This window comes from Collinsella sp. AM10-26 (genome assembly GCF_003472525.1).
GTDB lineage: Bacteria > Actinomycetota > Coriobacteriia > Coriobacteriales > Coriobacteriaceae > Collinsella.
On record NZ_QRMC01000005.1, the window covers coordinates 37,975 to 59,640 of the forward strand.

The window sequence follows — 21,666 nt, forward strand, 5'->3', positions numbered from 1 at the left end:
TGCGCCAGGTTGGTGCGAAGGGGACGGGCTAGCTTGCACCAAATGGCAGAGAGAGGCAGCGGTTTCCCAGATAAAAGCCGCCAAAATAAACCAGTCCCTTTTTGGCAGGCTGTCGTAGTTATTACGTGGTCGAGCGTGTCGACCGCATAGGCGGCGCCTTGTTTGGCTAAAGTACAATCATCTGTGTTTAACTCGCCCGCAGCTGCACGGTGTGGGTGATGGCCAAAAAGGAAAACCACATGGGATTCATGTCAAAGCTGCTGTCCTTTGGATCCGATAAGGACCTAAAGCGCTACTACAAGATCGTCGACCAGATCAACGGTCTTGAGCCCCAGTTTGAGAAGATGACCGAGGAGGAACTCCGCGGCCAGACCGATAAGTTCCGCGAGCGTTACGCCAACGGCGAGTCGCTCGACGACATGCTCCCCGAGGCCTTTGCCACCGTGCGTGAGGCTTCCAAGCGCACCATGGGTATGCGCCACTTTGACGTGCAGCTTATTGGCGCCATGGCACTGCACGAGGGCCACATCGCCGAGATGAAGACCGGCGAAGGTAAGACCCTCGTCTCCACGTTGGCTGGCTATCTCAACGCTATTGCCAGCAAGGGCGTGCACGTCGTTACTGTCAATGATTACCTTGCCAAGCGCGACTCCGAGTGGATGGGCCGCATCTATAAGTACCTGGGCATGACCGTCGGTCTGCTCCAGAACAACATGCCACTCGAGCTCAAGCGCCCGGCCTATCAGGCCGACATCACCTACGGCACCAACTCCGAGTTCGGCTTTGATTACCTGCGTGACAACATGGTTACCCGTCCCGAGCAGCGCGTGCAACGTGGCCACAACTACGCCATCGTCGACGAGGTTGACTCCATCCTGATCGATGAGGCTCGCACCCCGCTGATCATCTCGGGCGCTGGTACCAAGTCCGCCAGTACCTACAAGGACTTCGCGCGTGCCGTGCGTGGCCTTGAGCGTGGCGAGGACGTGTCGCACGACATGCTCACTGCTACCGAGGACGTGGAGCCCACGGGCGACTATGTCATGGACGAGGCCAAGCACACCATCGCCGCCACCGAGCGCGGTCTTAAGAAGATCGAGCGCCGCCTGGGCATCGAGGACATCTATGCCGACCTTTCGGGCCAGCTGGTCAACCACCTGCAGCAGGCGCTGAAGGCTCAGTACATGTTCCATCGCGACAAGCAGTACGTGGTCACCAACGGCGAGGTCAAGATCGTCGACGAGTTCACCGGTCGCATCATGGAAGGCCGCCGCTACTCCGAGGGCCTGCATCAGGCCATCGAGGCCAAAGAGGGCGTGCTCGTGCGCGAGGAGAACCAGACGCTGGCCACCATCACCTTGCAGAACTACTTCCGTCTGTATGACAAGCTCTCCGGCATGACCGGTACGGCACTCACCGAGGACGCCGAGTTCCGCGAGATCTACAAGCTACCCGTCGAGGTCATCCCCTCCAACAAGCCCGTGCAGCGTGTTGACCACGAGGACCTGGTGTACCGCACCATCCAGGCCAAATACAACGCCGTTGCCGACGACGTCGAGCGACGTCACGCCAAGGGCCAGCCGGTCCTGGTGGGCACCGTCTCCATCGAAAGCTCCGAGAAACTGTCGGCCGCCCTTACCAAGCGCGGCATCGCGCACGAGGTCCTCAACGCTAAGCATCACGAGCGCGAGGCTCATATCGTTGCCCAGGCCGGACGCTACGGCGCCGTGACCATCGCTACTAACATGGCCGGTCGTGGTACCGACATCCTGCTGGGCGGCAACCCCGACGAGCTGGTGCGCGAGCGCCTTGAGTGCGAGGGCCTGACCATGGAGGACGTGACACCCGAGCAGCTCGAGCAGTTTAACGCCGAGGCCAAGGAGACCTGCAAGGCCGAGCGCGAGCGCGTGCTTGCCGCCGGCGGTCTGACCGTCATCGGCACCGAGCGCCATGAGTCCCGTCGTATCGACAACCAGCTGCGCGGCCGCTCCGGTCGTCAGGGCGATCCGGGCGAGACTCAGTTCTACCTGTCGCTCGAGGACGACCTCATGCGCCTGTTCGGCGGCGACAAGATGGACCGTGTCTCCAAGATGATGGTCACCGCTGACATGGGCGACGACATGCCCATCCAGCACAAGATCATCTCCAAGGCCGTCGAGAACGCCCAGCACAAGGTCGAGAGCATCAACTTCTCCATGCGCAAGAGCGTCCTCGAGTACGATGACGTCATGAACAAGCAGCGCCAGGTCATCTACGCCGAGCGCAACAAGATTCTGGACGGCAAGGATCTGACCGACCACATCACCGAGGTCATGCACGATACCGTGTACCGCTGCGTGCAGGAGTTCTGCACCAAGGACAGCCACGAGGGCGAGCGCGACCTGGAGGGCCTGCGCAAGTGGGTTGTGGAGCTCACCGGGCATATCGATACGCCCAAGTTCCCCGATGAGGACTTCGAGGCCCTGGCCGCCGATGTCCTGGCCTACGTCGAGAAGTGCTACAACATGAAGGCCGAGCGCCTGGGCGAGGACCTGATGCGCGAGCTCAACACCCAGGTCATGCTGCGCGTCATCGATACCCGCTGGATGAACTACCTGCAGGAGATGGACTACCTCAAGACCGGTATCGGACTGCGCGGTTTTGGTCAGCGCGACCCGCTGGTCGAGTACAAGACCGAGGCTTATGGTGCCTTCCAGATGCTCGTCGACACCATGTACGAGGATTACCTGCGCACCGTCCTGCGCATCGAGATCAAGGCCGCCCCGCACGCCGTGGAGCACAAGGAGGACCCCGCGCTCGAGGGTGCACACTTCTCCGGCCCCGCCGATGTCGATGGTGACAACGGCGACTCGGTGCTGCGCAAGCAGGCGCAGGTGCAGGCCCGCACGGCCGTCCAGGGAGGCCCGGCTGCCGTCAACAACGGTGGCAAGGTGACGACCTACCGCAAGTCCGAGAGCGATGACCCTTATGTCAACGTGGGCCGCAACGACCTGTGCCCTTGCGGTAGCGGTAAGAAGTTCAAGTACTGCCACGGCAGGAATCGTTAATGGCCGAGGCTTTAGAGGTAACGCCCGCCGAGCTGGACGCGTTTGCGGACCGGCTCGGCGAGGTCGAGTCGTATCTTCATTTGGACGAGAAGCGCACGCGCGTGACCGAGCTCGAGACCAAAAGCGTGGCCCCCGGCTTTTGGGATGACGCCGACGCCGCTCGCGCCACCATGGAGGAGATCGCTCGCGCCAAGGAAGATATCGCTGCCGTGGATACCGCGCGCGGCGAGCTATCTGACGCCCGCGCGGCGCTGGAGCTTGCCGAGGAGATGGGCGACGACCCCGATGCCGCCGCATTGCGCGAGGAGGCTGCCGCTACGGCAGAACGCCTGGCCCGCGCTATCGACGAGCTCGAGCTTTCGAGCTGGTTTACCGGTGAGTTCGATCACGGCGATGCCATTGTGACCATCAAACCCGGACAGGGCGGCCTGGAGGCGCAGGACTGGACCTTCATGCTCTTCAAGATGTACATGAAGTACTGCCAGCGTCGCGGCTGGAAGGTCACCATTAACGACTGCCCCGCAGCCGAGGTCATCGGCATCGACCGTGCGACCTTTACCGTCGAGGGCAAGGACGCGTTTGGCATGCTGCGCGCCGAGGCCGGCGTCCACCGTCTGGTGCGCATTAGCCCCACCGACGACAAGAAGCGCCGCCAGACCACGTTTGCCGGCGTCGAGGTCATCCCCGTGCTGCCTGACGATATCGACATCGAGATCAGTCCCGACGATATCCGCGTGGACGTGTATCACGCGAGCGGCCCGGGCGGACAGGGCGTAAACACCACCGACTCCGCCGTGCGCGTGACGCATTTCCCCAGCGGCATTGTGGTTACCTGCCAAAACGAGCGCAGCCAGATTCAAAACAAGGCCGCGTGCATGCAGATTCTCAAGGCCCGTCTGTACGAGATCGAGCTCGAGAAGCGCGCCGAGGCGCTCGACGAGATTCGTGGACCCAAGACCACGATCGGTTTTGGTAACCAGATTCGCAGCTATGTGCTCTACCCGTATCAGATGGTCAAGGACCTGCGCTCGGGTGTGGAGACTAGCAACGTCGAGGCCGTTCTCGACGATGGCGATCTGGATCCGTTTGTGATCGGCTACCATCGCTGGGCAACTGGCAACGCCGATGCGGAGGCCCCGTCTGTCTAAACCCATAGGGTTGGCTTTGGGCAGATGTGGCCAATACGGACCCTGAGCGGGGGTGGTATTTGGTCGGCGAATCGGTAAAATCGAATACAAGAAGAAGCTCAAAGCGCATCCGTTTGGGTGCGCTTTTTTGAGGGAGGCAGCATGGCATATCGTCTGGACATCAAGCGCATTCTTTCGATGAACTTCTTTCGCGATCTGCCCCAGATTATGTTGGGGTGCGCTCTGGCCGCTATTGCGACCGACCTGTTTTTGATTCCCAACGGCCTTGCTGCCGGTGGCGTTACGGGCCTTGCCACCATTATCCAGGCGGTCGGCGCCTCGCATGGCATATCGCTTCCCGTCGGTATCCAGACCATCGTGATGAATGCCTTGCTGCTGCTGGTCGTTATGCGCGAGGGCGGCATGTTCTATGTGGTGCAGACCGCGACGGGCTTTGTGCTGCTGGGCTTTTTCACCGACCTGTTCGCTCCGTTTGTGGCGCCGTTGGCACATGCCGATCTGATGCTGCCCGCTATGTGGGGCGGCATTATCACGGGCATCGGCTACGGCATGGTGCTGCGCGCCGGTGCCAACACCGGAGGCTCCGACACGATCGGCCAGATCATCTCGCGCAATACGTCGCTACCGGTGGGCTCCACCGTCATGGCGATCGATGTTGCCGTGTGCGCGCTGTCGGCCCCGGTCTTTTCGGTCGAAAACGCGCTGTATGCAGGTCTTTCGATGGTGATCAGCGGCTACGTGATCGATGCTGTGGTCGATGGCGGCAACAAGCGTCGTATGGTGCTCATCATCTCGGACAACTTCCCCGATATCGCGGCCGACATCATGTATGGCCTGGGCCGCGGCTGCACCAAGTTAAAGGCGACCGGTATGTATTCGGGCGCCGAGAAGCCGGTGATTATGGTCATCGTGAGCCGTCGAGAGCTCAACACCCTGAAGACGATCGTGCGCGAGCGCGATCCTCACGCCATTGTGACGGTTGCCGATGTTACGGAAACCTTTGGCGAGGGATTCAAGGACATTAACGCGTAGGGCAGGCTGCGCCCCATCCAAAAGACGTTCACATTGATAAACCGTTTCATCAGTGGGTCTGCCTGCTAAATTGCTCAAATAATGATAAAAAGTCTGGTAAAGCCATCAGTTTCCAGCATAATGAATGACGTACGTGCATTGCGGCTGTGTTGGGATTACCTTCTGTGCCGTGCGCATTTTGCCTAATGAGGATGAAAGGAAGGCACAATGAGCGACGAAGAGCTCAAAAAGGTTGCCAACGAGGTAAGGAAGGGCATCGTCACCGGCGTGCACGCTGCCAAGTCCGGCCATCCGGGCGGTTCGCTCGGCGCTGCCGACATCATGACCTATCTGTACTTTGAGGAAATGAACGTCGACCCGGCTGATCCCCACAAGGCCGACCGCGATCGCTTTGTGCTCTCCAAGGGCCACTGTGCTCCGGGTCTGTACGCCGTGCTCGCCGAGCGTGGGTTCTTCCCCAAGGAGGATCTTGAGACGCTGCGCCATATCGGTAGCCACCTGCAGGGCCACCCCAACATGAACGACACCCCGGGCGTCGATATGTCCACCGGCTCGCTGGGCCAGGGCATCTCCGCCGCCGTGGGCATGGCGGTTGCCGCCAAGCACTGGGGCGATGACTATCGCACCTACGCCCTGCTGGGTGATGGCGAGAGCGAGGAAGGCCAGGTCTGGGAGGCCGCCATGTTTGCCGGCAACCAGCAGCTCGATAACCTTTGCGTGATCGTTGACCACAACGGCCTGCAAATCGATGGTCCCGTCGAGGAGGTCAACGACCCCATGCCGCTGGCAGACAAGTTCCGCGCCTTTAAGTTCCACGTGGTGGAGCTTGCCGACGGCAACGATTTCGATCAGATCCGCGCCGCCTTTGCCGAGGCCCGCGCCACCAAGGGCCAGCCGACCGCCATTATCGCCGAGACCATGAAGGGCAAGGGCGTTTCCTTTATGGAGAACCAGGTGGGTTGGCACGGCAAGGCCCCCAACGATGAACAGTTTGAGCAGGCCATGGCAGAGCTCACGGCCGCCGGAGAGGAGCTCTAGGATGGCAGACGTCAAGAAAATCGCCACGCGCGTAAGCTACGGCGAGGCCCTCGTCGAGCTCGCCAACGAGCACGACGACTTTGTGGTCCTCGACGCCGACCTGGCCGCCGCCACGCAGACCGGCAAGTTTAAGGCCGCCTGCCCCGATCGTTTCTTCGATGTGGGTATCGCCGAGAGCAACCTGATGGGTGTTGCCGCCGGTATCGCGACCACCGGCCGCGTTGCCTTTGCGAGCACCTTTGCCATGTTCGCCGCCGGCCGCGCCTTTGAGCAGGTCCGCAACTCCATCGGCTATCCGCATCTCAACGTTAAGATTGGCGCCACGCACGCCGGTATCTCGGTGGGCGAGGACGGCGCCACGCACCAGTGCTGCGAGGATATCGCCCTCATGCGCGTTATCCCTGGCATGACCGTTATCGTTCCCGCCGACGACGTCGAGGCCCGCGCCGTGACGCGCGCCGCCTACGAGTGCGACGGCCCTGTGTACATGCGCTTTGCCCGTCTGGCCTCGCCGGTTATCAACGACCCCGAGACCTACAAGTTCGAGTTGGGTAAGGGTATCGTCATGCGCGAGGGCGCCGACGTTACCATCATTGCCTGTGGTCTGATGGTCGGCGAGGCCCTCGAGGCCGCCAAGCAGCTTGCTGCCGAGGGCATCGACGCCGAGGTCATCAACATGCACACCATCAAGCCCATCGACGCCGACCTGATCGTCAAGAGCGCCACCAAGACCGGTCACGTCGTGACCGTCGAGGAGCACTCCGTGATCGGTGGTCTGGGCAGCGCCGTTGCCGATGTCCTGTGCGAGCAGTGCCCGACGCCGCTCAAGAAGATTGGCGTTAACGACACCTTTGGCGAGTCCGGCCCGGGTGCAGAGCTCCTGCACAAGTATGGCCTGGACGCCGCCAACATCGTGGCGACCACCAAGGAGTTCTTGGCATAAGGCAAGGCGAGGCAAAGTATCGCTTCAGCAACCGTATGCAATCCATAGCAGGGGCATCCTCAAAGAGGACGCCCCTGTTTTTTGTCGGCAACAAACAAATTAGGCCCGCACCAAGCAAGGGCTTTCTCCGGGAAACGGGCCCAGACCAGCAAAGTGCAATTCAGACCCTTCCAACTTTGTATATGCAGCACCGTAAGATAAACGCGGCGGCCCCTTAGTAGCCGCAGGCCGCGCGTAGGGTTACCTCCCAAATCTTTCCGCAGGACGGAGGAGCCCCGCCGCACGTAGTGCGCAGCGGGGGCTCCGACATGTCCGAGGACGATTTGGGAGGTAACCCTACGCGCGGCCGGTGAGACCAAACCCCGCCATGCTTCTTATGTGCAGCAAAGCTAATGCTGCTAAAATACAAAGCGCTCATGTAGTTTAAACGCACGACGATAAGGAGCACCAGTGGGTAACCACTTCCGTACCTCCGGTGCGGGCGATGATGCCCCCAAGACGCAGACAGGCGTCCAGGGCAGTCGTTTCGCCACTCCGGATTCAGAGGGCCAGCCTGTTGCTCAGGCCCCCGCTCAGCCGGCAGATCAGGCACAGCCGGCATCCGATCCCTTTGCCTACAATCCCACCAGCGATGTCGCGCTTTCCGGCACGGCGGGTTTTGAGCCCGTTCAGGCCGTGACCGCTCGCGTGGAGCAGCCTCAGGCTGGCGCCGCCACGCCACAGCCTACCATGGCCGGCATTCCCGACCCCATGGCCCCTGCGACGCCGGTTCCTCAGCCTGCGCAGTCCGGCCTCTTTGCCGCTATTCCCGACCCCACGCAGCCTGCTGCCCCGGTGGTCAAGAGCGATCAGGCAGCCGAGGTCGCAAGCCTCGATAACGCGCTCAACAATCCCGATTTTACGTCGGTGTTTGCGCCCATCGATCCGCAGGCCAGCCGCAAGAAGATGGCCAAGCAGGCCGGTGTCGAGCCCGTCATCCTTATGGAGCATGTCACCAAGATCTATCCGGCACAGCCCAACAAGCCCGCGCTCGACGATATCAACATCGAGATCTATCCGGGCGAGTTCGTCTTCCTGGTCGGTCACTCCGGCTCGGGTAAGACCACGCTGCTATCGACGCTCAACCGCGACGTCAAGCCGACGAGTGGCCGCATCCTGGTTGCCGGTCAGGACCTCATGAAGATCAAGAACCGCAAGGTTCCGTTCCTGCGCCGCCAGATTGGCGCCGTGTTCCAGGACTTTAAGCTTCTGCCGCAAAAGACCGCCTACGAAAACGTGGCGTTTGCCCTGCAGTGCATCGGCAAGCCCAAGGGCGTCATTCGCAGCCAGGTGCCCGAGGTGCTGCGCCTGGTCGGTCTGGCCGATCAGATGGACTCGCTGCCCGACCAGCTTTCCGGTGGCGAGCAGCAGCGCGTTGCAGTCGCCCGCGCTATGGTCAACCGTCCGCCGCTGCTGATCTGCGACGAGCCGACGGGCAACCTCGACCCGGCGATCTCGCTGGGCATCATGAAGCTGCTCGAGCGTATTAACCGCACCGGCACCACCGTGATCGTCGCCACGCACGACCGCGAGATGGTCGATAGCATGCACCGTCGCGTGATCGCCCTCGAGGGCGGCCACGTTATCCGCGACCAGGAGAGGGGAGGTTACGGCAACTATGGCACCAACTAACGTGGGCTACTCCTTCAAAGAGGCAATCAGCCACTTCTTCCGTAACTGGACTACCTCGCTCGGCGCCGTCATCACGATTTTCCTTTCGCTGTTTATCATCGGTCTGTTCATTATGGGCTCCGCGATGCTGAACTCCGTGATCGGCACCGTCGAGGATCAGGTTGTTATCAACGCATTCATCAGCGATGATGCCGACCAGGCGGACGTCCAGGCCTTTGAGGCCGAGCTCAAGACGTGGAGTAACGTCAAGTCCGTGACCTATAAGGATAAGGACGACGCGCTGGCCGAGTATACGAGCAAGATGTCGGGCAACGCCGATGCCACCATGAGTGCGCTCGACGGCCAGAACCCGCTTCCGGCCTCGTTCGCGATTGAGATGGACGATCCGTCTCAGGTCGAAAGCACGGCCAAGAAGCTCAAGAAGAATGCCGATTTCCAGAAGATCGCGGATGACGGCGACGTCAACGCGAGCGTGCTGTACGGCCAGGAGGAAGTGAGCCGCCTGTTCCAGGTGACCAACTACATCCGCATCGCCGCCGTGGTGCTCGTTGGCCTTCTGACCTTTATCGCATTCATCTTCATCAACAACACGATTCGCCTGTCCATCACGGCGCGTCGTCGTGAGATTGCGATTATGCGTCTGGTCGGCGCCAGCAACGGCTTCATTCGTGGCCCGTTTATCACCGAGGGCGTACTGCAGGCCATTTTGGGCTCGCTGCTTTCCATCGGCGTTCTGGAGCTGCTGCGTAATCTGATGATTCCGCGTCTGCAGGAGAGCATCGGCTGGATGTCGTTTGCCCTGCCGATGCAGTACTACCTGGTGACCTATGCTGCGCTGATTCTGGTCGGCGTGATTATCGGTCTCTTTGGTTCTGCCATCGCCATGCGCCGCTACCTGCGCGTGTAGGCATGCCTGGAATTCACCCCTTCCAACGGGTCGTCTCTTATGGGGCGGCCCGTTTTTTGATCCCTAGGGAACGGCAGGATTGCGGATCATCGTGGCGCTGGTCTATCTATGTGATCCGTTTTCCTCCGCCCCCTAAGGACCATTTGGGTAGACTCTTGGGGTGTAAACGACCATCGATAGTTAGGAGGCGCCATGGGGCGCAATAATAAGCATAAGCGTGGAGCTCGCAATAAGCGCGGGCCGGTGCGCAGCGAACGCCGTCCGAGCCTGACCGGACGCGTGCAGCTCCATGAGCATAGCGCCTACGTTGTAACCGAAAACGGCGACTACAAGGTCATGGGTCGCGGTAAGCGCGAGATCATGGATGGAGATACCGTTGCCGTGAGCATTAAGAACAGCCCACACGGTGAACGGCGCGCCGTGATCGAAGGCGTGGTTGAGCGCGCAGCCATAAGCGTGGTGGGCACGTACCAGACCGCCGGTCCGCTTGGTGTGATCGAGCCGCTCGATTCGCGTCTGAAGGCCGACTTCTTCATTCTGCCCGAGGATACCTCGGCGGATTGTCTGGGCGTCCACCCGGGTGATGCCGTTGTCGCGCGCATTTTGACCTACCCGACGCGCCTGGAATCGGGCACCGTGACGATCGAGCGCCGCATTGGCGGAGATGACGCGCCCGATTTGGGCGTTCAATATGTGATGGCGCGTTACGGCTATACCGATAGCTATCCCGAGGCCGCGCTGGACGAGGCCGAGGGACTTTCGCTCGATGTGACCGCGGCGCTTAAAGATCCGCTTCGCCGCGACCTGCGCGACCGCTTTGTCATCACGATCGACCCGGTCGACGCGCGTGACTTTGACGATGCCATTTCGCTGGAGCGCACACCCGGGGGCGGCTACAAACTGGGTGTGCATATCGCTGACGTTTCTCACTATGTGGCTTGGAACGGGCATATCGATCTTGAGGCTCGCCATCGTACGACATCGGTGTATCTGGCCGATCGCGTGCTTCCCATGCTGCCCGAACGCCTGTCCTGTGACCTGTGCTCGCTTCGCCCTGACGAGGACCGTCTGGCGTTTACCGTTGACATTGAGCTCGATGCGCAGGGCCGCGTTCGCCATTACGATCCGTACCCCAGCGTGATTCGCTCGCGTGTGCGCATGGATTATGACGGCGCCGAGGCGCTGCTGGTGCGTGCCGGCGCGGTTGAGTATTCGGTGCTGGAGGGTGCGGCCGAGGATGTTGCGGCTGCCGAGACCTCGCGCGAGGAAGCGCTTGAGCGCGGTCTTGCGTGCGAGGAGGCCGCTCGCGGCTGCAACGTCGATCTCGGCGATTTCCTTGTCGCCGCCAACGAACTCGCCGAACTTCGCCGTCGCATTCGTCGCGCCCGCGGCTCAGTCGATTTTGACACGGCCGAGATCCGCGCTCTATTGGATGAGGACGGAGTACCCATGCAGATTGTCGCGCGTGAGCGTTCGTGTGCTACGTCGCTTATCGAGGAAGCCATGCTGCTCGCCAACGAGTGCGTTGCAGAGTGGCTGGCAGACCGTGATATCGAGGCCTGCTATCGCGTGCATGAGGATCCGAGCCCCGATAGCCTGCACGGTGCCGCCGTTGCGCTGGCGCAGCTCGGCATCATCGACGATCGCCGTGCTGCCGGTATTGCCCTGGGGAGTCCCGATGAATTACAGGCTGCAGTTGATGCTGCCGCCGGTACGGCCAACGCACCGCTCGTCAACACGCTGCTTCTGCGCAGCATGCAGCGCGCGCTGTACAAACCGCGTAACGAGGGCCACTTTGCGCTCGCCGCGCCGTGCTACTGTCACTTTACGAGTCCCATCCGTCGCTACCCCGATCTGGTGGTGCACCGCGTGCTCAAACTGCAGTTGGCATACGAACAGCTGGGTGGGAAAGACGCCTTAGTGCGTACGCCCAGGCTGATCGGAAAAGGCCGGGAGTCGCTTCCGCGCATTCTGCCGCAAATTTGCCGTGCGTGCAGCGATGCCGAGCGCGCGGCCGATGCCGCCAGCCACGCGACGCAAAAGATCAAGATTGCCCAGTACTACGAGGATCGCCTGGGCGAGCGCTATGCCGGAACGGTCTCGTGGGTTAGCAGCATGGGCCTCTTTGTGCGCTTGGACCTGACGCAGGTCGAAGGCTTGGTTTCCATCAAGAGCCTGGGCAACGAGTGGTTCGAGTTCGACGAGGACGCGCTCACGCTCACAGGTGCCGACACGGGCACCCGTTACGAGCTGGGGCAGCGTGTGATCATCGAGGTCTCGCGCGTCAATACCACGCGCGGGCACTTGGACTTTAAGCTTATCCATTAGCTAAATCCCGACTCGTGGCGGGAGAGCGGAGGGCGGTCTTTCGGGGCCGCCCTCCGCATTTGAATCGTGGCCACCTTGCCCTCTGCTCGGCCGCCCGCTTACCTGCTATTTGAGAGGTAAAACCTACCAAAATAAACCTGTCCCTTTTTGGCAGGTTTACAAGAAAGCGGGGATGAGATGGCGACGGTGTACGGTTATGCGCGGGTGAGTTCGCGCGATCAGAATCTTAATCGGCAGCTGGATGCGCTGGGCGCCTATGGCGTGGGCTCGGCGAATATTTATGCCGACCATGCGAGCGGCAAGGACTTCGATCGACCGCGTTATCGCGAGCTGCTGCACGTCCTGGGAGACGGGGACGTGCTGGTGGTGCTTTCTATCGACCGACTTGGTCGTAATTACTCCGAGATTCTTGAGGAGTGGCGACGCATTACCAAGGAGCTCGGAGTTGCCATTGTGGTGTTGGACATGCCATTGCTTGACACGCGCGCCAGGGCCAGCGGCGCGCCGGATGTGACCAACACCCTGATTGCCGATATAGTGCTGCAACTGCTGAGCTACGTGGCGCAGGTGGAGCGCGAGAATATCCATCGGCGCCAGGCGGAGGGAATTGCAGCGGCGCGGGCGCGAGGGGTCCGTTTCGGTCGACCTCGCAAGCCGTGCCCTCCTCAGTTTGAGCTGGTGCGCGATAGCTATGAGGCAGGCGATATTACCCGCAGCCAGGCGGCAAAGCGCCTGGGCGTGTGCGTGGGGACGTTCGATCGCTGGATGCGCGAGGCGGGGTAGGGGTTTGCGGCACGTCCGATTGGCGCCCACGCGAGGCGGTATCGGTAACAGCCCTGTTACCGATAATGCGACCTTGTTGAATTATTTTGTGTCGCGCGTATTTCCGAGCGGTCGGATTTGAGGGGCGAGCGGTAGAACGCTCGCCCTTTGTGCGCCACGATTCGGCACAATGTACCGTAAAAGCTGTTTGTATCCGGTACGAATCGTTCGTTGGTCTTTAATTCTTCTCAACGGAGGTGTTTGAGATGGCAAACGGATTGCTTTTGCGGCTTCGCGAGCGTGAGCTCAGCTCGAGCCCGGCGGAACGCAATGTCATCGCATATGTAAGCGCTCATCCGCACGAGGTGGTCGGGCTGTCCGTCCGCGGTCTTGCCGATGCCACGTTCTCCTCGCCCTCGAGCATTTTGCGCTTTTGCAAGCGTTTGGGTTTTGCGGGCTACAAGGAGTTCCAGCGCGAACTGATTGCCGAGCTGGCGCTCTTGGGTGACAAGAAAGACGTTGCCCTCGAGGACATCTCCATGGATGACAGCGTCGAACGCATCGTGGGGAAGGTGATGAAAAGCAACGTGCGCACGATCGAGGCGACGGCGCGAACGCTCGATTACACCGTCTTGGAGCGATGTGCGGCCCATCTTAAGCGGGCGCGCGCGGTCAACCTGTTCGGTATCGGTGCCTCTCGTTTGGTCGCACACGATCTGGCGCAAAAGCTCATGCGTGTCGACAAAGAGTGCCATCTGTACGACGACTGGCATGATCAGCTCTTGTGTGCCAAGAACATGCATGAGGGCGATATGGCAATCGCCTTTAGCTACTCGGGCTTGACGCAAGAGGTGCTGGATTGCACCGCCGAGGCCCAACGCCACAACTGTCCCGTTGTGGCCGTGACCAAAGTAGATGGATCATCCAAGCTTGCTACCATGGCCGATGCCGTGCTCGGCGTCGCTGCGAGTGAGCCCTTGGTCCGCAGCGGTGCCATGGCTTCGCGTATGGCCCAGCTTATGGTTGTCGATGCCCTGTACGCTGCTTACGTTGCCAGCGACTACGAACGGGCGACGCATGTCATTAAGCAAAACTACATCGTGAAACAGGAAAGATGAGGTGAATGAAATGCTTGATTTAACAAAATTCACGACCGAACAGCGTAATCAAAGGTCAATGGACCTCGATACGATGACATCGCTGCAAATCGTCACGACGATGAACGATGAGGATCTTCGTGCCGTCCAGTCGGTCACAAAAGTGCTGCCCCAGGTTGCCACAGCAATCGACTGGGCTGCTGAGGCACTCGAGCGCGGCGGTCGCGTCTTTTACATGGGCGCGGGCACCAGCGGTCGTCTGGGCGTACTCGACGCTTCGGAGTGTCCGCCCACGTTTGGCGTGTCACCCGATCTGATTGTCGGGCTCATTGCCGGAGGCGAGACGGCGTTTATCAAGGCTGTCGAAGGTGCCGAAGACAGCGAGGAGCTTGGCGCGAACGACCTGCGGGAGCGTGGACTCTCGGACAAGGATCTTGTCGTTGGCCTGGCGGCAAGCGGTCGTACTCCTTATGTGGTGGGCGGCCTTGTGTACGCCAAGGCAATTGGGTGCAAGACCATTGCAATTGCCTGCAACCAAGGGTCGAAGATCGGGGAGAGCGCAGATCTTGCCATTGAGCCCGTGCCCGGTCCCGAGGTGCTGACCGGCTCAACGAGGCTCAAGGCGGGAACGGTTCAAAAGCTCATCCTCAACATGATTTCGACCGGTGCCATGGTCAAGATCGGCAAGGTATACCAAAACCTGATGGTCGACGTGCAGCAGACGAACGAGAAGTTGGTGGTGCGCGGCCAGAACATCGTGATGGAGGCGACCGGCTGCACGCGCGAGCGCGCTGTTCAGGCGCTTGCAGATGCCGACGGCCACGTAAAAACCGCTATTGTCTCGGTACTGCTGGACTGCGATGCCGAGCAGGCTGCGGTAGCTCTTGAGCGGGCGCGCGGCCATGTTCGTGCTGCGGTGAGTGGCCATGAGAAGAACAATGCCGATGCCCAATAGGTGCGCGGCGTGAGCTGATATGACATCCAAACGAGATACCCAATACAAGGAGGAGTTATGACGAACAAAGAGCTGGCTCAAAAGCTGCTGGACCTTTTGGGCGGTAAAGACAACGTGCTCGCAAACGCGGCGTGCATGACGCGCCTGCGCGTGACCGTCAAAGACACGGGCAACGTCGACACGGAGGGTATTAAGGCACTCGACGGCGTGATGGGCCTGGTCGAGGACGACACGATGCAGATCGTGCTGGGTCCGGGCAAGGTGAATAAGGTGCTCGAGGAGTTCTCCAAGCTCACCGGCCTTGCGAAAGGCGTTGCTGATGAGAGCGTGGTTGACGCTGCGGCCACGAACAAGGCCGCGCAGAAGGCCAAGTACGAGTCCAAGCCGGTTCAAGCCTTCCTCAAGAAGATTTCCAATGTCTTCGTCGCCCTGCTTCCCGGCATCATTGCGGCTGGCCTCATCAACGGTATCTGCAACGTCATTAACGTCTCGACGGCAGGCGCGCTTGCAGGCGAGTGGTGGTACCAGGGCATTCGTTCCATGGGCTGGGCCCTGTTTGCCTATCTGCCCATCTTGGTGGGCTATAACGCGGCGCGTGAGTTTGGTGGCTCCGCTGCGCTGGGCGGCATCGCCGGCATGATGTGTATCGCCAACAGTGCCATGCCCCTGCTTGCGCCTGGCGCGGCTGATCCTGCCGCTGCCATTCTGCTGCCGCTTACCAATGCGCAGTACAACCCCGCGGCGGGCGGCATGATCGCGGCTCTCATCGCTGGTGCATTTTTTGCCTGGATGGAGCGTCAGATTCGCAAGGTTATGCCCAACGCACTCGACACGTTCCTGTCCCCGCTGCTGGTGCTCATCATCGGCGCCTTTGCTCTGATGCTCGTCATCCAGCCGGTTGGCGCATGGCTGACGACTGCCATCTTTAGCGTTTTGACCTTTATCTTCGAGAAGCTGGGCGTCCTGGGCGGCTATATCCTGTCGGCAGGCTTCTTGCCGCTGGTGTCCGTCGGCCTGCATCAGGCGCTCACGCCGATCCACGCTATGCTCAACGATCCCGACGGCGCTACCAAGGGTATCAATTACCTGCTGCCCATCCTTATGATGGCTGGCGGCGGCCAGGTCGGTGCCGGTCTGGCGCTGTACTTTAAGACCAAGAACGCCAAACTCAAGAAGTACGTCGCCGAGTCCATTCCCGTTGGAATCCTGGGTGTGGGCGAGCCTCTGATGTATGCTGTTACGCTGCCGCTCGTTCGCCCGTTTGTGACGGCCTGCCTGGGTGCCGGATTTGGTGGCGCGCTCGCGGCGCTGCTTCACATCGGCACGGTTTCTCAGGGCGTTTCCGGTCTGTTTGGCCTGCTGATCGTCGTTCCGGGCCAGCAGCTCGGCTACGTTGCCGCTATGCTGCTTGCCTATGCCGCCGGCTTTGTCCTGACGTGGTTCTTTGGCGTCGACGAGCAGAAGATCAACGAGTTCTTTGGCGAGTAGTTTGATATCGCGAGCCGTGTTGCTCAGAGCTCGCGGCGCGCGGCAGATTTCTTGATGCTATGGTTGTGCCGGCGGGGCTAACTGCTCCGCCGGCCTTTTTTAAAGGAGCGTTGAAGCGTGAAAACGGGTATTTCGATTTATCTTTCCAGCCCTCTGCAGGATATTGAGCGGACGATTGAGCGCGGTGCTGCGGCGGGTGCGCGCTATGCGTTTACCTCACTGCATATTCCCGAGGATGGGGGAGCGGCGTATGCCGATAAGGTCCGTCATGTGCTGTCGCTGCTTTCCGCCCGCGGCATTGCGCTCATTGCCGATGTGGGGCCGCGCACGTGCGATTTGCTCGGGCTTGAGCGCATCGAGGACCTGCGCGATCTGGGGTTGGAATACCTTCGTTTGGACTATGGCTTTAGCGCCCAGCGGGTCGCGGAGCTGTCCGGTGTATTTCGCATTGTGGTCAATGCATCGACGGTGAGTTCTGATGAAATCGCATCGTGGCGTGAGGCCGGTGCCGATGTGACTCGTTTTGCCGCCTGCCACAATTTTTACCCCAAGCCTTATACCGGCTTAGCTCTGGAGGACATTGCTCGGGTGAATCTTCGTCTTGTGGCGCTTGGATTCGAAATCATGGCTTTTGTGCCGGGTGATGCTAACGTTCGCGGGCCGGTATTCGAGGGGCTGCCGACGGTTGAGGCGCAGCGCGGTCGCGCGTCAAAGGTTGCCCTCAACATGCTTGAGCTCGCACATGGCGCCGATTGCGACATTGTGTTGGTCGGCGACCCCGATCTTTCCGATGCGGGCTGGGCGCAGTTTGCTCAAGTTTCCGCCGGATACGTGGACCTGCAATGCGAGCTTGAGTCCAGTTATGCCTATGTACGTGGGCAGATTCATCACGACCGGCCCGATTCGAGCGTCCTCATCTTTAGGTCTCAGGAGTCGCGCACGACGCATAAGCCGGATTCCGTGCCGACAGATGCCGGAGCCGGCCTGCCGCGAAAGGCGGGGTCGATCGCTGTGAGCAATAGCGGCTATGGGCGCTACGAAGGCGAGCTTGAGATTGCTCGGGTCGATCTTCCCGGTGACGAGCGTATGAACGTTGCGGGCCATATCAAGCCCGAGGCAATGGAGCTGCTGCCGTTCATCAAACGCGGATTCGGGGTACGGTTCGTTTAGCGTGTAATCCGTGGGCTACAATTGGGCCATCGTGCGAAGGCGCCTCGTGTGGCGTGTGCCTGCGTTGGCCGATCTTTATTCGGAGGATTCTCATGACCGTACTGTTTGTTGAATATCCCAAGTGCTCGACCTGTAAGAAGGCTAAGGCATGGCTGGACGAACACGGGGTAGAGTATATCGACCGCGATATCGTTTTGGACAATCCCACGGCTGATGAGCTTGCGACCTGGATTGCTCGTTCGGGGCTGCCGGTGCGGCGCTTCTTTAATTCGTCGGGCATGAAATATCGAGAGCTGGGCCTGAAGGCGCGTCTGGATGCGGGCATGACGGATCGGGAGTGCTACGAGCTGCTGGCGACCGACGGCATGCTGGTCAAGCGTCCGCTGCTGGTGGGCGACGACTTTGCGATCCCCGGCTTTAGGGAAGCGGCTTGGGCCGAGGCGTTGCTGTAGCGGCTGCGGAAAGTGCGACCCGTTTTGAGCGCTCGGGGCGGGACGTGTTTTCCATCGGCGGGCTCGCTCGGCTCAATCCTCGAGCTGTGCCCATTCGTGCGGATCGTAGACCTTTACGTGCTTGTTGGGCTTGCCGCTCCAGTACTCCTCGTCCATAAAGGGCAGATATGCCTGAACGCCGGGGCAGATAAAGGGAATCCGCTGCTGTTGCAGTCGCTCGCGCTGGCGCTGCTCCAGGTGCGCCTCGGATATGACGGTCGGCATACCGGACAGCTCGACGAGGCTTGCCTGGATTCGCTTAAGGTCGGGGAGTCCCGCGTGCCATGACATCCGCATGATCAAAAATGAGGCGCGGCGGTAGTTTGCCCGCATCACCGTGATGGCGGGGCGCAGTGTGGGATGGATCTTGTCCCGTTCGGGCCAAAGGTCAGCAGTGATCTCGAGGCCCAGGGTCTCCCATAGGTAATCAAGCTCTTCGTCCACGGCGCCTCGATATCTACGCGATCATTGATACTTCGATTGTGTTGCCTGGTGCTATCGTTTTCGCGGTAGAATCTGCCAACGGTTGACGGCTACCGCTCGCGGCGTTTTGCCCTTCGTGTACAGCGGTCGGCTTCACAGGTCCTTCACGGGTTGGACTAAAGTAGGCCAATTTGGCTGAATTTTAAAAAAGTCAAAATTGGGGCTTGCGTCACGGCGGTACTTCCCGTATATTTCTTTCTTGCGCAAAGGCACAGCCGAGCGCAGCGATGCAGTCATTGGGATGTCGTCTAATGGCAGGACAGCGGATTCTGGTTCCGTCAATGGGGGTTCGACTCCCTCCATCCCAGCCATTGCATTTGCTACATATGGCCCGTTCGTCTAGCGGTTTAGGACGCCGCCCTCTCAAGGCGGAGATCACCAGTTCGAATCTGGTACGGGCTACCAAAATTGAACGCCCGGGCCTCGTAAGAGACCCGGGTTTTGTGTATTGACCGATATTTAAGGCGCGCGTTGAGTCTGCCGCCCGGACCGAGGAGTTGTCATGGACCTGCCTATCAGCTTGGAAGACATCACGTATGCCGAGAACTATCTGGCGCAGGGCGACCTGGCTACGGCGACGCCGCTGCTGGAGCGTCTGGTTGAGCTCGCCGAGGAGTATATCGACGCTGAGTGCAAGACGGAGGAGAAGCGCCAGTACTTTAGCTTCGATAGTAAGTTTGAGCGTCTGGCCTATCGCCGCGTGGAGAAGGATCCGCGCGAGCTGGTGCAGGTCGAGGTTCCCTTTGACCGCCTGTACTCCGACATGGCGTTTGCCTACATCCGCCAGCAGGATTATGTGAGTGCTCGGAATGCCCTGATGCAGGCCGTGCGTTGGGATCCCATGAACTGCAACTATCGCTTGGACTTGGCCGAGCTGTTCCGTGCGCTCGAGGACAAGCAGGAGTGGGCATCGCTCTCGTTCTCGGTGCTGGAGCGCTCGAGCGACGGTAAGTGCGCCGCACGCGCCTACACCAACTTGGGTCAGTACTTCTTGGAGCCCGAGACCGAGAACATTTCGGCTGCCGTGGGCTGCGCGCGTCTGGCGCTGCGCCTGGCGCCCAATGATGCGCATACGACGCGCCTGCTCAATAAGATCCATACCACCTATCCTGATGCCGCCGATGAGAGCGACGACCACGTGATGGGTGAGCTCGCCCTGCAGGGCGTGCCGACCTCACCTTCGGCCGAGATCGCCATCTGCCTGATCATGTGTGCGACCGACGCTGCGAGCGACGGCGACAAGCAGGAGGCTACGCGCCTGACGGTCCGTGCCCGCGACCTGGTGGGCGAGGAGGCATGCGCGGCGATCATTAAGCTGGTGCGCGAGAGCGATGCCGAGCTTAACGCCGAGCGCAAGGCAAAGCGCGAGGCTGCGGGCTCAAACGCCGACGACGTCAAGGAGGCCGGCGATGCCCAGTAAGCGCGAGCGCAAGCTCATTTCCAAGAATCGCTCGGCGCATCACGAGTACTTTATCGATGAGACGTTTGAGTGCGGCATTGAACTGAGCGGCACCGAGGTCAAGTCGATTCGCGAGCGCGCCTGCCAGATCACCGATACCTTCGCGCTGATCCGCGGCGGGGAGTGCTGGCTCGTCGGCCTGCATATCCACCCTTATAGCCATGGTGGCGTGTGGAATCGCGATCCCGACCGTCGGCGTCGTCTGCTGCTGCACCGCAAGGAGATCGACTTTCTTGACGGCAAACTTCGCAACCGTGGTTATGCGCTGGTTCCGTTGGAACTCTACTTTAATACCGACGGTCGCGTAAAACTGCTGCTGGGTCTGGGCCGCGGCAAGAAGCTCTACGACAAGCGCGAGGATATGGCCAAGCGTGACGTTCAGCGTGAAATCGATCGCGCGCTTAAGGAGTGTAATCGCTAGGAACGAATTTGCGGGGAGCTGCCCTTCTGTGCCCGTCCCGTCTTCCTAACTTTTTTGACACATTTGCCTCAAAGGCGGCGTCCGTTATGGGCGGCGCCTTTTTTGTGGGTACATACAACCGTGAGGTTCGATCCCGGGTTAGGGGAGTGATTGTTATGGACAAAACTGCGTTCTTTACCATGCCGAGCGGACTGTACGTGGTGAGCGCCGCGGCAGACGGGCTGCGCGCCGGCTGCGTCATCAACACAGCAGTGCAGGTGACGTCCGCGCCGCCACGCATCTCGGTTGCCGTGAACAAGGATAACGTTACGTCTGGCGTTATCGCGTCTGCCAAGGCCTTTGCACTGACGGTGATCGACCAGACGGCTGATATGCTCTACGTTGGCAACTTTGGCTTCCGTACCAGCAGCGACTATGACAAATTTGCCAAGTACGAGACGCGCGAGACCGCACTGGGCATGCCTTATGTTCCCGAGCATGCGGCGGCGCTGTTTAGCTGCCGTTTGATTGACACCGTGGATGTGGGCACGCACCTGCTCTTTATTGGCGAGGTTGAGGATGCCGAGCGCTTGAGCGACGAGACTCCGTTGACCTATGACTACTACCACAAGGTTCTGAAAGGTAAGACGCCGCCCAAGGCTTCTTCGTATCAAGGCTAGAAATGTTTCGAAAGTACTTGCATTATATTATTGAGAACATATACTGATAAATGAAGTACACCAGCAGTCACGTTCGAGAGGAGAACATCATGGCTGAGGAGAAGAAGACGTATAAGTTCGTATGCACCGTTTGCGGTTATGAGGTAGAGGTCGACACGCCCGAACTGCCCGAGGACTACGTGTGCCCGGTCTGTGGCGTCGGTCCCGATCAGTTCGAGCTTGTCGAGGAGTAGCTCGTAGACACACGGCTTGCAGTAACACATAGCTCTGTCCAAGGGCCCCGGTCGAATTCTCGGCCGGGGCCCTTTTGATTAATCCATCCCCAAGGGATCACGGCTGCTGTTAGCCGATCCTGTCTGACGTGAGTCCGGCCGACCGTTTGTCTCAATCTGTAACATGTGGCGGCTCAAAACGGGCCTATCTGTTACAGATTGAGACAAACCAAAACCGTCCGGCAGAAGATCTCAACCTGTAACATCTAACAGTGAAAACGGGGTCTACGTGTTACAGATTGAGACAAACGGAGCTGTCCCTCGGAAAGATCTCAATCTGTAACACCTAGACACC

Annotated in this window: 19 protein-coding genes and 2 tRNA genes; 20 read left to right on the top strand and 1 reads right to left on the bottom strand. The window is 60.1% G+C overall.

Annotated elements, in window-relative coordinates; all coding sequences use genetic code 11:
- The first annotated feature begins 239 nt into the window (after positions 1 to 239).
- The 14 genes from secA (at position 240) to DW123_RS05595 (ending at position 18,038) form a co-directional block, all read left to right on the top strand.
- Positions 240 to 3,047 (top strand): preprotein translocase subunit SecA, encoded by a 2,808-nt coding sequence (secA, locus tag DW123_RS05530; protein ID WP_118273199.1) that lies wholly within the window; start codon positions 240 to 242, stop codon positions 3,045 to 3,047.
- Positions 3,047 to 4,195 carry a peptide chain release factor 2 gene (prfB, locus tag DW123_RS05535; protein WP_117743528.1) on the top strand — a complete coding sequence of 383 codons (1,149 nt, stop codon included), beginning with the start codon at positions 3,047 to 3,049 and terminating at the stop codon, positions 4,193 to 4,195. The genes secA and prfB overlap by 1 nt, the downstream gene beginning before the upstream one ends.
- A gap of 141 nt (positions 4,196 to 4,336) precedes the next feature.
- Positions 4,337 to 5,227, top strand: a complete 891-nt coding sequence (locus DW123_RS05540; RefSeq protein WP_117743527.1) for a YitT family protein — start codon at positions 4,337 to 4,339, stop codon at positions 5,225 to 5,227.
- A gap of 207 nt (positions 5,228 to 5,434) precedes the next feature.
- On the top strand, positions 5,435 to 6,265 hold the full coding sequence (locus DW123_RS05545) for a transketolase (RefSeq protein ID WP_117734379.1): 831 nt from the start codon (positions 5,435 to 5,437) through the stop codon (positions 6,263 to 6,265).
- Between the two features lies 1 nt (position 6,266).
- Positions 6,267 to 7,208 carry a transketolase family protein gene (locus DW123_RS05550; RefSeq protein ID WP_118273198.1) on the top strand — a complete coding sequence of 314 codons (942 nt, stop codon included), beginning with the start codon at positions 6,267 to 6,269 and terminating at the stop codon, positions 7,206 to 7,208.
- A 450-nt stretch (positions 7,209 to 7,658) separates the two neighbouring features.
- Positions 7,659 to 8,879 (top strand): cell division ATP-binding protein FtsE, encoded by a 1,221-nt coding sequence (ftsE, locus tag DW123_RS05555; RefSeq protein ID WP_117734381.1) that lies wholly within the window; start codon positions 7,659 to 7,661, stop codon positions 8,877 to 8,879.
- Positions 8,866 to 9,786: a permease-like cell division protein FtsX gene (ftsX, locus tag DW123_RS05560; RefSeq protein ID WP_117734382.1), complete on the top strand. Its 921-nt coding sequence runs from the start codon at positions 8,866 to 8,868 to the stop codon at positions 9,784 to 9,786. The genes ftsE and ftsX overlap by 14 nt, the downstream gene beginning before the upstream one ends.
- A gap of 192 nt (positions 9,787 to 9,978) precedes the next feature.
- Positions 9,979 to 12,114 (top strand): ribonuclease R family protein, encoded by a 2,136-nt coding sequence (locus tag DW123_RS05565; protein WP_118273197.1) that lies wholly within the window; start codon positions 9,979 to 9,981, stop codon positions 12,112 to 12,114.
- A gap of 177 nt (positions 12,115 to 12,291) precedes the next feature.
- Positions 12,292 to 12,897 (top strand): recombinase family protein, encoded by a 606-nt coding sequence (locus DW123_RS05570; protein ID WP_117743524.1) that lies wholly within the window; start codon positions 12,292 to 12,294, stop codon positions 12,895 to 12,897.
- A gap of 245 nt (positions 12,898 to 13,142) precedes the next feature.
- Positions 13,143 to 13,994 carry a MurR/RpiR family transcriptional regulator gene (locus DW123_RS05575; RefSeq protein WP_118273196.1) on the top strand — a complete coding sequence of 284 codons (852 nt, stop codon included), beginning with the start codon at positions 13,143 to 13,145 and terminating at the stop codon, positions 13,992 to 13,994.
- Between the two features lie 10 nt (positions 13,995 to 14,004).
- The gene (gene murQ / locus DW123_RS05580; RefSeq protein WP_118273221.1) at positions 14,005 to 14,928 is read left to right on the top strand and encodes an N-acetylmuramic acid 6-phosphate etherase; all 924 of its coding nucleotides are present in this window, start codon (positions 14,005 to 14,007) and stop codon (positions 14,926 to 14,928) included.
- Between the two features lie 57 nt (positions 14,929 to 14,985).
- A complete protein-coding gene (locus DW123_RS05585; protein ID WP_118273195.1) occupies positions 14,986 to 16,416 on the top strand; it encodes a PTS transporter subunit EIIC in 1,431 nt (476 codons plus the stop codon).
- Between the two features lie 117 nt (positions 16,417 to 16,533).
- Positions 16,534 to 17,586, top strand: a complete 1,053-nt coding sequence (locus DW123_RS05590) for a MupG family TIM beta-alpha barrel fold protein (protein WP_118273194.1) — start codon at positions 16,534 to 16,536, stop codon at positions 17,584 to 17,586.
- Positions 17,587 to 17,678: 92 nt separating this feature from the next.
- Positions 17,679 to 18,038, top strand: coding sequence for an arsenate reductase family protein (locus DW123_RS05595; RefSeq protein WP_006235321.1), 360 nt, complete (start codon positions 17,679 to 17,681; stop codon positions 18,036 to 18,038).
- A gap of 72 nt (positions 18,039 to 18,110) precedes the next feature.
- On the opposite strand, the gene DW123_RS05600 is transcribed toward DW123_RS05595, so the two are convergent.
- Positions 18,111 to 18,521, bottom strand: a complete 411-nt coding sequence (locus tag DW123_RS05600) for a hypothetical protein (RefSeq protein ID WP_117794740.1) — start codon at positions 18,519 to 18,521, stop codon at positions 18,111 to 18,113.
- Between the two features lie 276 nt (positions 18,522 to 18,797).
- Here DW123_RS05600 and DW123_RS05605 point away from each other — a divergent pair.
- From DW123_RS05605 to DW123_RS05630, 6 genes are all read left to right on the top strand, one after another.
- Positions 18,798 to 18,871: transfer RNA gene (locus DW123_RS05605), tRNA-Gln, on the top strand.
- A gap of 17 nt (positions 18,872 to 18,888) precedes the next feature.
- A tRNA-Glu gene (locus tag DW123_RS05610) sits at positions 18,889 to 18,965 on the top strand.
- A 97-nt stretch (positions 18,966 to 19,062) separates the two neighbouring features.
- Positions 19,063 to 19,980 carry a hypothetical protein gene (locus DW123_RS05615; protein ID WP_118273193.1) on the top strand — a complete coding sequence of 306 codons (918 nt, stop codon included), beginning with the start codon at positions 19,063 to 19,065 and terminating at the stop codon, positions 19,978 to 19,980.
- Entirely contained in the window at positions 19,970 to 20,440 is a 471-nt protein-coding gene (gene smpB, locus DW123_RS05620; protein ID WP_118273192.1) for an SsrA-binding protein SmpB, read from the top strand. The genes DW123_RS05615 and smpB overlap by 11 nt, the downstream gene beginning before the upstream one ends.
- A gap of 155 nt (positions 20,441 to 20,595) precedes the next feature.
- On the top strand, positions 20,596 to 21,099 hold the full coding sequence (locus tag DW123_RS05625; RefSeq protein WP_117763184.1) for a flavin reductase family protein: 504 nt from the start codon (positions 20,596 to 20,598) through the stop codon (positions 21,097 to 21,099).
- 89 nt (positions 21,100 to 21,188) lie between these two features.
- Positions 21,189 to 21,332: a rubredoxin-like domain-containing protein gene (locus DW123_RS05630; RefSeq protein ID WP_035137395.1), complete on the top strand. Its 144-nt coding sequence runs from the start codon at positions 21,189 to 21,191 to the stop codon at positions 21,330 to 21,332.
- Positions 21,333 to 21,666: the final 334 nt, after the last annotated feature.

Coding starts and splice junctions, on each gene's coding strand:
- secA (WP_118273199.1), top strand. CDS start 240: ATGGGATTCATGTCAAAGCTGCTGTCCTTTGGATCCGATAAGGACCTA.
- smpB (WP_118273192.1), top strand. CDS start 19,970: ATGCCCAGTAAGCGCGAGCGCAAGCTCATTTCCAAGAATCGCTCGGCG.
- DW123_RS05615 (WP_118273193.1), top strand. CDS start 19,063: ATGGACCTGCCTATCAGCTTGGAAGACATCACGTATGCCGAGAACTAT.
- DW123_RS05625 (WP_117763184.1), top strand. CDS start 20,596: ATGGACAAAACTGCGTTCTTTACCATGCCGAGCGGACTGTACGTGGTG.
- prfB (WP_117743528.1), top strand. CDS start 3,047: ATGGCCGAGGCTTTAGAGGTAACGCCCGCCGAGCTGGACGCGTTTGCG.
- DW123_RS05545 (WP_117734379.1), top strand. CDS start 5,435: ATGAGCGACGAAGAGCTCAAAAAGGTTGCCAACGAGGTAAGGAAGGGC.
- murQ (WP_118273221.1), top strand. CDS start 14,005: ATGCTTGATTTAACAAAATTCACGACCGAACAGCGTAATCAAAGGTCA.
- DW123_RS05565 (WP_118273197.1), top strand. CDS start 9,979: ATGGGGCGCAATAATAAGCATAAGCGTGGAGCTCGCAATAAGCGCGGG.
- DW123_RS05570 (WP_117743524.1), top strand. CDS start 12,292: ATGGCGACGGTGTACGGTTATGCGCGGGTGAGTTCGCGCGATCAGAAT.
- DW123_RS05595 (WP_006235321.1), top strand. CDS start 17,679: ATGACCGTACTGTTTGTTGAATATCCCAAGTGCTCGACCTGTAAGAAG.
- DW123_RS05630 (WP_035137395.1), top strand. CDS start 21,189: ATGGCTGAGGAGAAGAAGACGTATAAGTTCGTATGCACCGTTTGCGGT.
- DW123_RS05575 (WP_118273196.1), top strand. CDS start 13,143: ATGGCAAACGGATTGCTTTTGCGGCTTCGCGAGCGTGAGCTCAGCTCG.
- DW123_RS05585 (WP_118273195.1), top strand. CDS start 14,986: ATGACGAACAAAGAGCTGGCTCAAAAGCTGCTGGACCTTTTGGGCGGT.
- DW123_RS05540 (WP_117743527.1), top strand. CDS start 4,337: ATGGCATATCGTCTGGACATCAAGCGCATTCTTTCGATGAACTTCTTT.
- DW123_RS05550 (WP_118273198.1), top strand. CDS start 6,267: ATGGCAGACGTCAAGAAAATCGCCACGCGCGTAAGCTACGGCGAGGCC.
- ftsX (WP_117734382.1), top strand. CDS start 8,866: ATGGCACCAACTAACGTGGGCTACTCCTTCAAAGAGGCAATCAGCCAC.